General features: G+C 56.9%; 12 protein-coding genes. 8 read left to right on the forward strand and 4 right to left on the reverse strand.

The window, feature by feature from the left end:
- Positions 1-60 precede the first annotated feature (60 nt).
- Positions 61-2784 carry a ComEC/Rec2 family competence protein gene (locus AB6729_RS17120; protein WP_371082872.1) on the forward strand — a complete coding sequence of 908 codons (2724 nt, stop codon included), beginning with the start codon at positions 61-63 and terminating at the stop codon, positions 2782-2784.
- A 9-nt stretch (positions 2785-2793) separates the two neighbouring features.
- Here the strand turns inward: AB6729_RS17120 and AB6729_RS17125 are convergent, their stop codons facing one another.
- Positions 2794-4254 (reverse strand): YdiU family protein, encoded by a 1461-nt coding sequence (locus AB6729_RS17125; RefSeq protein ID WP_371082873.1) that lies wholly within the window; start codon positions 4252-4254, stop codon positions 2794-2796.
- Positions 4255-4428: 174 nt separating this feature from the next.
- On the opposite strand from AB6729_RS17125, the gene AB6729_RS17130 reads away from it, so the two are divergent.
- The gene (locus AB6729_RS17130; RefSeq protein ID WP_371082874.1) at positions 4429-5007 is read left to right on the forward strand and encodes a YceI family protein; all 579 of its coding nucleotides are present in this window, start codon (positions 4429-4431) and stop codon (positions 5005-5007) included.
- 234 nt (positions 5008-5241) lie between these two features.
- On the opposite strand, the gene AB6729_RS17135 is transcribed toward AB6729_RS17130, so the two are convergent.
- From AB6729_RS17135 to rpmE, 3 genes are all read right to left on the reverse strand, one after another.
- Complete coding sequence (locus AB6729_RS17135; protein ID WP_371082875.1) at positions 5242-5967, reverse strand: hypothetical protein; 726 nt, start codon at positions 5965-5967, stop codon at positions 5242-5244.
- Positions 5968-6021: 54 nt separating this feature from the next.
- Positions 6022-7326 (reverse strand): tRNA dihydrouridine synthase, encoded by a 1305-nt coding sequence (locus AB6729_RS17140; protein ID WP_371082990.1) that lies wholly within the window; start codon positions 7324-7326, stop codon positions 6022-6024.
- Between the two features lie 66 nt (positions 7327-7392).
- A complete protein-coding gene (gene rpmE / locus AB6729_RS17145; RefSeq protein ID WP_371082876.1) occupies positions 7393-7620 on the reverse strand; it encodes a 50S ribosomal protein L31 in 228 nt (75 codons plus the stop codon).
- Positions 7621-7886: 266 nt separating this feature from the next.
- Between rpmE and AB6729_RS17150 the strand changes: the two genes are divergently transcribed.
- From AB6729_RS17150 to AB6729_RS17175, 6 genes are all read left to right on the forward strand, one after another.
- Entirely contained in the window at positions 7887-8444 is a 558-nt protein-coding gene (locus AB6729_RS17150) for a hypothetical protein (RefSeq protein WP_371082877.1), read from the forward strand.
- Between the two features lie 110 nt (positions 8445-8554).
- Positions 8555-9367: an ATP-binding protein gene (locus tag AB6729_RS17155; RefSeq protein ID WP_371082878.1), complete on the forward strand. Its 813-nt coding sequence runs from the start codon at positions 8555-8557 to the stop codon at positions 9365-9367.
- Between the two features lie 447 nt (positions 9368-9814).
- A complete protein-coding gene (locus tag AB6729_RS17160) occupies positions 9815-10342 on the forward strand; it encodes a DUF2393 family protein (RefSeq protein WP_371082879.1) in 528 nt (175 codons plus the stop codon).
- 1040 nt (positions 10343-11382) lie between these two features.
- Positions 11383-12303 carry an OmpA family protein gene (locus AB6729_RS17165; protein ID WP_371082880.1) on the forward strand — a complete coding sequence of 307 codons (921 nt, stop codon included), beginning with the start codon at positions 11383-11385 and terminating at the stop codon, positions 12301-12303.
- Positions 12304-12759: 456 nt separating this feature from the next.
- Entirely contained in the window at positions 12760-13959 is a 1200-nt protein-coding gene (locus tag AB6729_RS17170) for a TCR/Tet family MFS transporter (RefSeq protein ID WP_371082881.1), read from the forward strand.
- Positions 13960-14003: 44 nt separating this feature from the next.
- Positions 14004-14717, forward strand: a complete 714-nt coding sequence (locus AB6729_RS17175; RefSeq protein WP_371082882.1) for a DUF4230 domain-containing protein — start codon at positions 14004-14006, stop codon at positions 14715-14717.
- Position 14718: the final 1 nt, after the last annotated feature.

A 14718-nucleotide genomic window follows, 5' to 3' on the forward strand; every position in this document is an offset into this window, starting at 1 on the left:
GTCCAGGGCAAAAAGCCAACGCACAATACGGCGATAGAGTACGTCAAAGGTGCGCGCAATATGCTCTTTGGCGAGGTCTATGCGCACCCTGCAGACTTTAGTGGTGTGCAGCCGCTGCGCCTCCACAACAGTCCCGCATTAGTGATTGCTGGATGTTTCTCGCTTGGCATTCTCTTCCACAATTGGTGGCAACCGCCAGGACATGTCATCCTCACTTGCGTTCTCCTTCTTATCGTTGCTGCATGGGCTGTGGTGAAGGCTCCACGCATAGCATGGCTTGCGACTGCGGTTGCCTTCATCGCGCTGGGATGGGCAACTGTGTTGTTACGGCCATCTTCGCAGGACGCATCGCTGATTCCATACGCTGATGCGCTACAGCGGAAGGTGGAAGCTGTGGTGACTGACTCCCGTATGCTTTCCAGTCCTGCTACGTCGAAGTCCAATGACAGCGAATGGGAGGAAGAAGACGCAGAGGGTAATGTTCGTGAAGTTCTGCAGTTGAAGGCCTTGCGAGTAGAAGAGATCACACCTGATACGGCTGTGATGCGCCTCGTAAGTGGCGGCATTCAGGCAACGCTTGCATCGCGCAATGTTGCCCAGGATGTTCCCTATCTGCCTTGTGGCGCTCATGTGGAACTTACGCTTCGCATGCGGCCGCAGGATCGTTATCGTGATCCGGGCGTTTGGAACTACGCCGATCAGTTGCAGGATGCTGGTATCGCGGTGATGGCAACTGCGGATGTGAAACAGCTTCAGATACTGCCAGCATCTTCCATGCCGCTCTCATGCTGGTTTCAGCGTGCACAGCATTGGTCATCGAATCGCATTGCGGCACTCACGGCTTCACCATGGATGAAGTATCTTCCCCGCATCATGCAGTGGAATGCAACCGACGCCGCTATGCTGCGCGCCATGCTCTTCGGCGATCGTACAGCGCTGCGGCGTAATGTTCGCGTGGCCTTTGAGCGTACAGGGTCCTTTCATCTTTTCGTCGTTGCTGGTGTTCACATCGCGATCCTGATGGCAGTTCTATACCAGTTCTTCCTGCGACTTCGCATGGCGCCCTGGGGAGCTGCGCTCATCACGCTCTTTCTGGTGAGTGGATATGCAGTGTTGACCGGCTTTGGGCAACCAGTACGGCGTGCACTGTTCATGTCCGCGATTTATCTGCTCGCAATGGTTCTCGACCGCGACCGCCAGGCAATGAATGCCCTGGGCGTGGCCATTCTCGGGATGCTGTTTCTCAATCCGAATGCGCTGTTTGAAGCAAGCCTGCAGATGACAGCGCTTTCTGTTTTTGCTGTGGGCGGTATCGCGTTGCCACTTATATCCCGCACGATTGGTCCCAGCGCCGGCGCACTCAAACACATCGAAAGCATTCGGCTGGATATGCATTATGCGCCATATCTGGCGCAGCTTCGGATCAGTTGCCGGACCGCAGGCCGTGTATTTACGGGATGGTTGCCAAAGCGTTACGGCATGCCCATGGCGCAGCGTGTACCTGCATGGACTTTGCTCATAGGATTGACTGTTCTCGAAGCGATTCTGGGCATATTCATGGCAGAACTGGTGATGACCTTGCCAATGATGGTGTATTTCCATCGTCTGACCCCATTCGCTGCACCTGCGAATCTACTTGCACTTCCGTTGATTGGATTTGTCATGGGATGTGCGATGGCGACCTTTGTACTTTCGCTGTTGCACCCCTTGCTCGCGCTCATTCCCGCAGCTATGACGGCGCTTAGCTTGCACGGCATCGGTTATGTCGTCCGTATGCTCAACGCATTTCATGGGGCAGACATGCGGGTTCCATCGCCGCTTCCTGCATGCATAGTCGCAACATGTTTGCTATGGCTAATCGCCATACTTCTGCTGCATGAGCATCGGCATAAACCTGCATGGATGGGATGTGTTCTGGCCATCGCCGCGTTTGTCATTCTCTTGTTGCCATCACGCCCGGTGTTTGCGCACGATGCGCTGTCCTTCACATCGATTGATGTGGGGCAGGGAGACTCTGAGTTTGTAACAACGCCCGAAGGGAAAATCATGGTCATCGACGCCGGTGGTCCCATGGGGTCTCGAACACAAAATACGGCGACTAATTTTGATATCGGTGACGAGGTAGTTTCGCCCATGTTGTGGCGACAGAACATCCGCAGAATTGACGTGCTTGCTATTACTCATGCGCACAGCGATCACATTGGAGGAGCGCTGGCTGTCCTTCGCAACTTCCACCCAGGAGAGTTGTGGATCAGTGTGGATGCTGCAGCGCCTATGCTGCAAGAGCTGATCGAGGAAGCGAAGGAGGCCAACATCGTCGTTCGTCGCATGCACGCAGGAGACACGGCACAACTGGGAAACCTGAACATTATTGCGGAGAGTCCCGCCCCGGCATATCAAAACGGAAATGAACCGGCGAATGATGATTCATTGGTACTTCGCTTGCAGTATGGCAAAGCATCCGTGCTGGTGGCAGGCGATGCCGAGCGCGCTTCCGAAGAAGCGATGTTACATCGTGGCTTGCCTTCTTCCACGTTATTGAAAGTGGGCCATCACGGCAGCAACACCTCCACCAGTGAAAATTTCCTCCAACAGCTTCGGCCACAGTGCGCGGTCATCTCATGCGGAAGAGGAAATGCATTTGGCCATCCACGTATGCCAGTTCTGCAGCGGCTGCAGACAGCGCACGTGAAGACTGCACGGACGGACACCATGGGCGCAGTACGCTATCTTCTGCATGCAGATGGCAGCATCAGTATGTCGGCACTTATGTCAGAACGATAGTTAGGAAACTTATGTGCCGCAGAAGGTTTGCAGCACACGTTCCTCTGGCTTCGCCGGCGTACTGTAGTGCTGCAATTCCTCACGCTCTTCGAATGGTGCGGATGTAACTTCCAATAGTCGTTCAAAGGGAGCAAAGTCGTCGCGCAGCACCCCGGCATCAATCACTTCCTGCACAAGATGATTGCGAGGAATATAGATGGGACTTACCGCACGCATGGACGCGATGCGCTCTGCTCTTGTTCGGTTCTCCTGCGCGATACGAGATTGCCAGCGCTGCGACCATTCCGTGAACGCAGACGGATCGCGAAAGTGGGAAGCGACCGGATAGTCTTCACGCTTCTCCAGAACATCTGCAAGACGACGGAAGGTGAGCGTGAAGTCGGCCTGATTCGCGGCCATGCGCTGCAGTAGGTCGGCTGCAAGGTCGAGGTCTTCAGCATGTTCTGTTGCCAGGCCTAACTTGCTCCGCAGACCGTTGATATGTGCTTTTTCGAAGGTGGCCTGGAAAGAGTTCAGCACCTCGTAGGCGGCGTCCAGCGCGCCTTGTTCGCTGCCTTCTTCTTCCTGCATCAGGGGCAACAGGCATTCTGCAAGACGCGATAGATTCCACGTCATAATCGCAGGCTGGTTCTGGTAGGCATAACGGCCGTTGCGGTCAATCGATGAGAAGACTGTGGCGGGATGATACTGCTCCATAAACGCGCATGGGCCATAGTCAATCGTTTCGCCGCTGATGGCCGTGTTATCCGTATTCATCACGCCATGAATGAAACCCAGGTCCATCCATTTGGCTATGAGCTTGGCTTGTCGATCAACGATGCCTTGCAGCATTGCCTTGTACTTCTTCGATGTTTCTTTTGCTTCGGGATAGTGGCGGTCGATCACATAATCCGCAAGGATGCGCACGGAATCGTTATCCTGACGTGCGGCGAAATACTGAAAGGTTCCCACGCGGATGTGGCTGGATGCAACGCGAGTAAAGACAGCTCCTGGGAGTATCTCTTCACGCATAACTTTTTCACCAGTAAGTACGGCAGCAAGAGCGCGTGTCGTGGGCACACCGAGTGCGTACATCGCTTCCGAGAGAATGTATTCGCGCAGCACTGGGCCGAGTGCGGCTTTACCATCGCCGCGCCGGGAGAACGGTGTGCGTCCTGAACCTTTCAGGTGGATGTCTTTGCCGTTGACTTCACCCAGGAGGTTGGCGCGGCCATCGCCAAGTGTTGGGACAAAAGTGGCGAACTGGTGACCTGCATAGGCGATGGCAAGCGGTTCGGAACCTTCGGCAATCCGATTGCCGGAGAAAATTTCCGCTAGATCATCACCCTGGACAATGTTGAGTTCTCTGGCCAGACCTTCGTTAAAACGGATGAGGCGCGGTGATGGCGCCTGTGCCGGATTGGCTCGACCGTAGAAATTCTCCGGCAGTCGCGCGTAGGTATTTCGGAAGGGGATTTGCGAACGGCTCATCATCACATTTGATGATCGCAAAGCGCGGACGAAGCTGCGAGATATGAGGGAAAGAAAAGTTTTGTATCGAAATGAATCCGCAAGATGAGCGGCGCATCTATTTCGATATAAAAGGATATTGTGGCAGCGGTTGAAGCTGCGCCACGGACTGAAATGAAAGAGGAATTAAGCTAAATGATCCGTCGCACGACTTTTGCACTTGCCGCAGCCCTGCTGTTTGCTCCGTTTGCACCGGCTCAGATCTCGAACTGGAAGCCTGATACCGCGCACAGCGGTATTGACTTCTCCCTTCTGCACCTTGGCATCTCGAAGGTGCGTGGCCACTTTGCAGTCGCCGGTGGAGAGGTGACGTTTGATGAGAAAGACATCACCAAGTCCAAGGTGAACATCACCATCAATACCGCTTCCGTCGACACGCAGAACAGCATGCGCGATGACGATCTGAAGAGCGAAAAGTTTTTTGACACGGCGAAGTTCCCTACGGGTACGTTCACCAGCACGTCCATCAAGAAAACGAAGGATGGCCTGGCCATTAACGGTAACCTGACGGTGCACGGCATTACCAAGCCTGTGGTGCTGACGGTCGACGGCCCGAACGGCCCTGTGACGGGTCTGGATAAGAAGCAGCACATCGGTTTCTCGGCGACAACGACGGTGGACCGCATCGCCTTCGGATTGGCCCCGAGCTATCCGGCTTCAGTGATTGGCAACGATGTGAAGCTGACGATCGATCTGGATCTGGCGAAGCAGTAAGTTCGGTTTGTATTGATAACGGCGGCCCTTTGGGGCCGCCGTTTTTGGTTCTGTGTAGCTCACTGGGTGATAGAAGTATCCGGAGAGGTTTGTCGGATGCTTTTCTTGTGGGGTGTAGGCGTGGATAGGAAAGCAGGTTCTTCGGCTTCGCTCAGGATGACGAACTTCGTTCATTGGAGCTTCGCTGGTAGCTCGGTACTTCTCACGTTCCAGAAGTCTGCTCGAATATCCATGTTAGCTTTGTGAATCCAGAGCAGATCGCTGCGACTCAGTTCGCCAAAGTCTGACAAGGTAGAACACAATGCAAAGCTCACCGGCAATGACCAGGAGTACGAAGACATAGGTAGGCCATTGGTGACGATATTGCCAGTAAAGCTTCCAGTAAGATTCGCTTCCTAACTGTGCTTCATCATTGGCCTTCGTCCACGCGTCAACACATGCGGGATCCTTGGAATCGCAAACCTGATCCTTGGTATCTGGGATGGCGTTTGTGACGAAGTTGTATGTTTTCGTATTGAATACGAACGCACGCACTTTGGATGTCTTGAAGTCAAATTGAGTGCCGCGGAACTCATCGCCATTCCAATGCAGAGTGACCAATGCGCGTACATATCCGCGGCCCGCGACTGGCACATCAGTTTTAAATCCGGGAGCGACGATGTAGCCGTCATATGTATTTCCGCTACCGAGCGTGTATCCATTTGGCAACCTTACAAATGGGTCAGGACTCATGCCCAAACCACAATCCTGATGAGCTATGTGATGGGAAATAGATACATGTATTAGAAAGGCCGCAAGAATCCACAGAACAGCTACAAAGGGGGCAATTACAAACTGCCGACGTATCGAGGTTTGATGGGAATATTTCCCCGGAAATTTCCGTTTCACTGCCAGAAAGGCGAGGAGCGCCAGCACGCTGGCAGTAATAAAACCAAGAAAGCCAAATGTAATGAAGCTCATTACTACAGCAAATCCAGCCATATCAGGCAGTCTAGACGAGCCGGAGGATGGTGCCTAGCTGTCTTGGAAGTCTGCGAAGGCGGCGGGTTGCAGGTCGGCGGTGCTTTGGATGCGCTGGGATGCGTCCATGGCAAAGAAGCGATCGACTGCGTCCATCACCTGTTCTGCCTGCTTGCCTTCGAAGATGCTGCGGCGCAGCGTGGCTCCGCCGGGGACGCCGTGCGTGAACCAGCTTGCGAATTGTTTCATCTTGCCGATGACGTCGCGACGGGCGCTTTCGCGATCGCGGACTTTGTTGCTCTCGTGGTTGTAGGCCGATAGTTCCGCGGGTGTCATGCCTTCGGTGGGCAGTGGCGTGAAGTCGATCTCAGGGTGCTCCTGCTCCAGCTCGTCGAAGAGCATGGTGAAGTAGGTGCGGATCATGCGGTAGCGATCCTGCTCGGTGGCCATGGTGTAGGTGCCGGTACCGGTCGCGGCCTTCGTCGCTGTGTACTGTGCGATCTGGCGGAAGATCCACGGATTGGCAGGCGCGGCGCGACCGATCATGACAGCATCGCAGCCGGTTGCGGCGATCATGTTCGCAGCGTCTTCCGGTGTGCGCACGTCGCCGTTGCCGATGACGGGAATCTTTACGGCATCCTTTACCGCGGCGATGTATTCCCAGCGTGCGTTGCCGGTGTAGCCCTGCTCGCGTGTGCGGGCGTGGAGTGCTACGGCGTTCAGGCCGCAGTCTTCCGCCATTTTTGCCAGCGGAACGCAGACAAGCTGGTGGTCGTTCCACCCCATGCGGAACTTGACGGTGAAGGGAATCGATACGGCACTGCGGACGCGCTTGAAGATGGTTTCGATCAACGGCAGATCACGCAGGAGGCCGCTGCCACCGTTGCAGGCGACGACACGCTTTGCCGGGCAGCCGAGGTTGAGGTCAACGATGTCGAAGCCAGCATCCTGGCAGATGCGCGCGGAGTCGGCGAGCGTCTCAGGATTCGATCCGAATATCTGTGCGGAGATGGGATGTTCATCGTCGTAGTAGGTCAGGTAGCGTTTGCGCTTGACCTCGCGCATGCGCGACAGGCCGTCGGCGGAGGTGAACTCCGTCATGATGAGGCCGCAGCCCGACTGCTGGTTACTGAGTGCCTGATCGACGTTGGCGTTGCCGGTGGTTTCTTCGCTGAAGAGTGAGGCGTTCTTGATGAAGCGGCGGAAGACGGTGTCGGTAATGCCTGCCATCGGGGCGAGTACTGTCGCGGGCGCAATGCGCACGTTGCCGATGGTGAATTCGGCAGGCACGGGCAGCCCCGTTTCACGCGGTGCGTGATCGGCGACAGCGGCGGCGTAGTTGTACCAATCCTTCTTCATCATGTGTGCTCATGGAAAGAGCCTCCGGCGGACCGGAGGCTCCCCAGGTTGGTGCTTGTTCGCGGGTTACTTGGCTGCGGTAGCGGCGTCGCTCTTGGCGAACTTGCGCTTGAAGCGCTCGATACGACCGGCGGTGTCGATGACCTTGTTCTTACCCGTGTAGAAGGGGTGGCAGACGTTGCAGATTTCGAGGAAGATGTCGCCCTTGTGGGTGGACTTCGTCTCAAAGGTGCTGCCGCAAGCGCACTTAACGGTGGTTGCGACGTAGTTCGGATGAATTCCCTGCTTCGGCATTGCGAATACTCAACTCTCTGAAGATGGTCGCCCGGTCGCGGTTCGCTTGCCTGCGGTGTGTTCACGCGGCATCGAGGTTCCATGCGCTGACCTGTTAAAACGGGCGCTTCAACTATTTTATCGTGGTTCCCCTGGTTGGGCAATGGTTGGGTTCCTTGGCAAATTGTTCCTGCCGAAGCGGTAGTTTCTTCCGTAGACAACCCGGTAAAGGCTGTTCGACTCTTCCTATACGGAGTTACAATCCGCGCCGTAAGGGGGAGCCACAAATGAATGCAGTATCGTGCAGCATTGCTTTAGGGATGGCGTTATCCATGGGAGTGGTGGCAGGGGCGCAGACGAACCCTAACGGGATGGCAACCCCACCGGGGACCCAGAACAAGACGAGTGCGACCCATCCGTGCGCCAACATGGACGCCAGTGGGCAGCCGTCGACGCAGGCGCAGGTGGACGCGGGGTGTACCGGGCTGGCACCGGGGTTCGTCTCGCCCAGCACCAATATGCCGGTGCCGGAGCACCATGACGTTACAGCCGTTATCCGTGTGAGCTCTGTCGTGGCCAAGCCGGACAAGTTCCCCTATCCGATGGACTTCCAGGTGGTGGGCGATGCCACCATGTTGACGGCCAAGCTGCCGCAGGTGCGTGCCTGCCTGAGCGTGGCCAAGAGCTGGACCAAGCGCGCCAATGCCGCCACCTCCACCACGTGTGTGAACCACAAGGGTGAGGTCCTGGCCTACCAGGAGTGCAAGCCCGCCGATGGTGGCGTGCCCATGGTGTGCACTGCCGCAGAACCTGGCAACGGCGCCACTGTTGCATCGGTGAAGTAACGCCTTCCTACCGTGCGCCGCTGCTCTCACAGTAGCGGCGCACTTCTCCTCAGGCATCCACAGCTACCTCTTCGTAGCCGCATCGGTTACCGTTAGGGAAGAGCATTCCCATGGCAACGGTAGATCAGGTCGGTTTCGGTACAGAGTCAGAGCCGGTTTGCGCCTACTGCGACGGGCAGGGTATGCGCATCGTGGAGGATGCGCAGGGGCGCCGGTCGGCGGTGCCGTGTGTGTGCCGTGCGCAACGGCGTACGCGGCGGGTGCTGAACCTGGCCCGTATTCCGCGCCGGTATGAACACTGCACGCTGGATTCCTACGAGCCTAACTTCGGCGATGGTGCTCACCGCTCCTTGCAGGCGGCGTTGCGCCGTGCACGGCAGTTTGTGGATGGCTATCCGCTGGTGAACGATGGCAGTGGTCTGTTGCTGACCGGGGCAATCGGTGTGGGGAAGACGCACCTTGCTGTGGGTGTGTTGCAGGCACTGGTGGAAGAACGTGGTGCAACTGGCCTGTTCTACGACTACCGAGAGTTGCTGAAGCAGGTGCAGAACAGCTACAACCCGCGTGTGGCGTCGACGGAGCTGGAAGTGCTGGCGCCCGTGTTTGAGGCGGAGGTGCTGGTGCTGGATGAGATTGGCGCGTCCAAGCCGACCGACTGGGTCTGGGATACGGTCGCGCACATCCTGAATACTCGCTACAACGACAAGCGGACCACGATCATCACCACGAACTACCCGAACCTGCCGCCGCGTGGCGTGGCTTCGGAGGAGATTGCTCCTTCGGCGCGTTACGTAACGCGTGAGGAGACGTTGGGCGACCGCATTGGCGAACGCATGCGATCCCGGCTGATGGAGATGTGTACGACGGTCGAGATGCAGGGCGAGGACTTCCGGCAGAAGGTCAAGCGCGCTTCGTACGTGTAGGTCATTCGGCTTTCCTGACGCATCGTAGAGCCGGGAGAGGAATGCAGGTCCTTCAGCTCCGCTTCGCTTCGTTCAGGATGACGGTCTTTGACCGTACGAGCTTCGCTGGCCGACGTGCTTTGCGCGTATGAGCTTTACTGGATGATGTAGTTCGTGCTTTGCTGGCTGACGAGCTTCGGACGTTGGAGCTTTGCGTTAAGGCAGGTTAGAAGAACAGTGTCAACAGGAACAGCAGGCCGCAGCCGCAGGCTCCTATGCGGTAAGTCCAGTCGTGGGTGGCAGTCACGGTGTGCATGGCCGTTTCTCCGGGGGAGGTCGGTACTGCTTGGTAGCGGTACAGACACGGAATCAATCGGACAGTTCTGCTTGCTTATGGTTACTTTGCCATAAGTGGTGTTACGTAGTGATAAATCCCCATAGAGGAATCTGCGTAGTAGACTCCAAGCGATGGCAGATGAGCAGAAGCATACGCCTTTCCTGACGAGTGCGGAACCGGAGCGCACCGTTTCTACCAAGACCTGGTTGATTGCGGCTGGCGCTGTCGCGCTTCTGATCGTGATTGCTGTGTTGGCGACACTGCACCGGACGCCGGTGAATCCCGGTGCGGCGCTGCCCGTGGATGCCAATGCCGCTTCGCTGCCCATCAGCGATCGCTCCATGTCCGAGGCGACCAACGGTGCGGGCGGCAAGTCCACCTATCTGGATGGGACGATCACCAACAACACGGGCAAGACGCTGACCGCGGCAACGGTGCAGGTGACCTTTGCCACGACCGATGGGACACAGCCGCATCGCGAAACCACACCGCTGATGCTGGTGCGGACGCGTGTGCCTTATGTGGATCTGCAGATGGTTTCCGCCGATCCCATCAAGCCGGGCGACCATCGGGATTTCCGGCTGATCTTCGAGTCGGTTCCGGCGAACTGGGACGTTCAGCCGCCAGAGATTTCGATTACCCATGCGGAGTTGCGGTAGGGGTACCCCCTCCCCCCTGTTTTTCTAAAATCTTCTTTTAATTGTGGTTACGGTTTTGGTGGCTGTAAAATCGTCTTTCTGTTGGGGTTAGGGGCAAAATAGTCTTTCTAAATGGGTTAGGGTCGCGCTTTGCGCGGCCCTTTTCTGTCCTGTTTCTATTTTAGTGGTTTGGGGGAAATAACCTGCCAACTCTAATTTCTTTTGTTTTGTTGGAGTTGAGTGGTTTGGGGCTTGACAGGGTTGTTGATGCCTTCGGCTTGGTGCCAGCCATGGTCTTCTGTGGGCGCGCGGGATTTGCTTCATGCTCCTGTTTGTCTTTTTGGCCGCGCGGTTTTCTTGGTTTGGGTTTCTTATGGCACGGCTGAAGCCGTGCCCCTTCAAAGAAGACGCTCTTTGCGCGTTGGAGCTTCGCTTTTGCGAAGCTGGTTATGGGTTTGGTGGCTGGAAGCTTGTTGCGGTCTTGGCGGGATAAGAGTTCGTCGGGATTCTTCGCTTCGCTCAGAATGACGGTCTTCGATCGTATGAGCTTTGCTCGGGATCTTTCAACCGTTGAGCTTCGCTGGTCGCGCTTTCGCACGAATGGAGCAGCTTTGCTGCTCGGCCCAGGTTAGCTTCGCGAACCTGGGGCACCCGGTTTTGGCTGGTGGTTGGTTTGGGTTTCCTGGTGCGTTGTAGAGGGTTTGAGGGAATGCAGGTCCTTCGGCTTCACTTCGTTTCGCTCAGGATGACGGTCTACGACCGTAAGAGCTTTGCTGCTCGGCCCAGGTTAGCTTTGCGAACCTGGGGCACCTGGTTTTTTGGCTGCTGGTGCGGGGTGGGCAGAATTTGGTGACATTACTTCTTTTCGTAGGGAAGAAAATTCCTGGAATTGTGGCACCTTCGGGCTTGGTGGTAATTCAGTAAATAAAACAAAATACAGTGTTTATTTGATTATTTTGGGTTTGGCATGGTGCCTGCTCTTGTATCCGGCGTAAAGCGTTGCAGTGGTCTTTCGGTTGAAAGACTTTCTGTGGCGCTCCCCCGGAAGGAGCAACACTTTTATGACGAACCGGAATGATCTGATGAAGATTGCGACACTGTCGGTTTCAGCTTTGATGCTGACTGGTGTTCTTGCTGCGCCCGCTTATGCGCAGAGTGCAAACGACCAGACGGCTGCTCAAGCACAGCAGGCTCCTGCTCCTGCCGCGAAGCAGGATGCGGCGGATAGCTCGAGCTACTCGACGGGCCAGCCGCTCCAGATGCAGTCGAAGGAAGGTTTCTGGGGCCACATGAACCCGCTGGCTCGTAAGAAGTGGGTAAAACGCCAGATGGACCCGGTTCGTGATCGTGTCAACGAACTGGATCAGTTGCAGGCGAAGAACGCCAACGACATCCGCGATGTGGATACGCGTGCGACCGCAGGCATAAAGAAGGCAAGCGACGCGGCTGCTCTGGCCGATCAGCACGCCACGGATGCCGGCAACCGCGCCGATCAGGCGAACACGACGGCAACCACGGCTTCTACCAAGACCGATGCGCTGCACGGAACGGTACAGAACCTGGACCAGTACCAGACAGTGGAATCGACCCCGGTGGCGTTTGCCAAGGGCCGCACCACGCTGGGACCGAAGGGCAAGGCTGATCTGGATGAGATGGCCGACAAACTGGCCAGCGAGAAGGGTTACATCATCGAAGTGCAGGGCTACAGCCGCGGTGGTGTTCAGACCTCGACTGCGATGGCCGACTCGGTGGTTCGTTACCTGGTGACGGAGAAGCAGGTGCCGGTCTATCGCATCTACCGCTCGGGCATGGGCCGCGCGAAGGCGGCTTCCAGCGCTGACGGTGAGCAGACTGTATCCAACGGTGTGCGTGTCACGCTGCTGCACAACAGCCTGGCGAGCATGGACCACTCGACGGTTTCGTCCACTGCGGCTCCGAGCAATAACGTGACCGGCGCCAGCGGGAGCGGATCGCTCCAGTAACTTTCCCTCCTCCGGGGAAAACCGGGCGTCGTATTCGCAGCCACGCATACGGCGCCCCGAGTAACCCCACGGAGCAGACAACCAAGGATTCGCGAAAGAAATTTCTTTCGCCGATAAAGATCAGCAGCCGGAGCATCGCAATCCATCTCCGGTGGCTGCATGGGATTGGCCGGGTGGTTTGAAAGAACCGCCCGCCAAACAACCTCTCCAAAGCAGAGAGAACCAAGGCAGATTGGCCCTCCTCCCGGAGGGCCGTTTTTTTGCTTTGAGTGCCTGCCCTTAGTGATGTGGTATCGTCACTTCTGGTCCGGCTTTCCGGATTGATGTGACGCCCAATGAGAATCTCCACCCAAACCGTGAAGTAGTCGCACACCGCGTTTCTGACGCGTAGTTTGTGCCATGCTGCCGCTGATTGCGGCAATCACGTTGTTGCAGTGCATGTGGAGTTTCTCATTTATGGCGCGAGCCCGCCTTCTTATTTTCTTTGTCGTTCTTCTGGATGCCATGGGCATCGGGATTGTCTTTCCTACGTTGCCGGGACTGCTGCGTGTGCTGATGCACGACGGCGGTGGTGATCCTGCGCGGGCGTATGGCTACCTGTTGTCTGCTTATGCATTGAGTATGTTTTTTGCTTCGCCCGTTCTGGGTGCGTTGAGCGACCGCTTTGGACGGAGACCGGTGTTGCTGCTTTCGCTGCTGGGCACTGCGTTTGATGATCTGATGATGGGACTGGCACCGACGCTGTGGATTCTGTATGCGGCGCGCACGCTGGCGGGTTTTTCTGGCGCGAACCTGACGGTGGCGAACGCTTATCTGGCGGACATTACGCCGGAAGAAGAACGTTCCGGGGCGTTCGGGAAGATGAATGCCTGCTTTGGTGTGGGGTTCATTGCGGGGCCGGTGCTGGGCGGGATTGCGGGCATGTATTCGCTGCGTGCGCCGTTTTATCTGGCGGCTGTGTTGAACATTGTGGGTGCAGTGCTGGCGGTGTTTGTGCTGCCGGAGTCGCGGAAGGTGACGGAGACGAAGCGGATCACGCTGGCGCAGTTGAATCCGTTTGCGTCGTTGCGCAATGTGTTTCGCCTGCGCGGCATTGGGCCGATGCTGTATGTGTTCTGCACCATGGATATGGTGGGGCAGGTGCCGTCGGTGTTGTGGGTGATTTATGGCAACAGCCGCTTTGGATGGACGCCGTTCATGGTGGGTGTGTCGTTTGCCCTGTTCGGGCTGCTGCATGCGGTTTTTCAATCGATATTGCCGGAGCGGTTTCAACGCTGGGTGGGAGAACGAGGCAGTGTGCTGGCAGGCATTGCTGCGGATACGACGGGGTATGTGCTGTATTCGATCGCGTCGACGACTGTGGCGGCGTTGTCGATTCTGCCGTTGCTGTGCCTGGGCGGGATTGCGCTGCCATCGGTGCAGTCGATGCTGTCGCGCAGCGTGGATGAGTCACGCCAGGGTGAGTTGCAGGGTGTGCTGACGAGTCTGAATAGTTTGATTGCAGTGGGCGGGCCGGTGGTGGCTTCCAGCTTGTACTCCGTGGCGCGGACACGGATTCCGCAGTATCCGGGGGCTATCTGGCTGGCGCCGGTCTTGTTGTATGTGCCATGCGTGGCGATGCTGTTGTGGCGCAATAGAAAATCGGCTGCGGTTTAGGGTGTTCAGGCAGCGCAGTTTTGCGCCGCGCATCGTACATAACTATGGCGAACGAACCTGTGGTGGATGAAGAACGGTGGCGTCAGTATCAGGCGGCGCGCGAACAGCGGATTGCGTACAAGGAGAAGCCGCGGAGCCGCGTGGGTGCGGTGCTGCTGGGCTTGCTGATCTTCTTTGTGCTGGGCGGCGTGGGCGCGGTGTGGCTGCTGCGCCATGCGGGCAACCATGATGTCGAAGGGAAGCTGGCGAGCTTTCTGCTGGGTGGGCGTGACACATTCAACACCAACGCGCCGGATGTGGTGAGCCAGATTCAGCGGCTGAATCGGCTGGAGACGGTGAGCTATTCCGTGGATACGGTTGTGGAAGGCAAGCATCAGAATGCGGTGTTGCCGGATCTGTTGTTTGGCGACCGGCTGATCCTGGTGGTTCATGGGCAGGTGATTGCGGGGGTGGATCTGTCGCAGTTGAAGCCGGAACAGGTGAAGGTGGATGGGCGGTCGGTGACGGTGGACTTGCCGCCTTCACAGATATTCACCACGAAGATTGATACGGCGAAGACGAAGGTGTTTGCGCGGACGACGGGTCTGCTGGTGCAGGCGGACCCGAGCCTGGAGATGGATACGCAGAAGCTGGCAGAGACACAGATTCTGCAGGCGGCGTCGGGGGACGGCATACTGGATACGGCTCGCGCCAACGCACGGCTTGGGATGGAGAGTTTGTTGCGCGGGCTGGGGTTTCAACAAGTGACCGTGAAGTAGT

The sequence above is a fragment of the Terriglobus sp. RCC_193 genome, assembly GCF_041355105.1.
Taxonomy (GTDB): Bacteria; Acidobacteriota; Terriglobia; order Terriglobales; family Acidobacteriaceae; genus Terriglobus.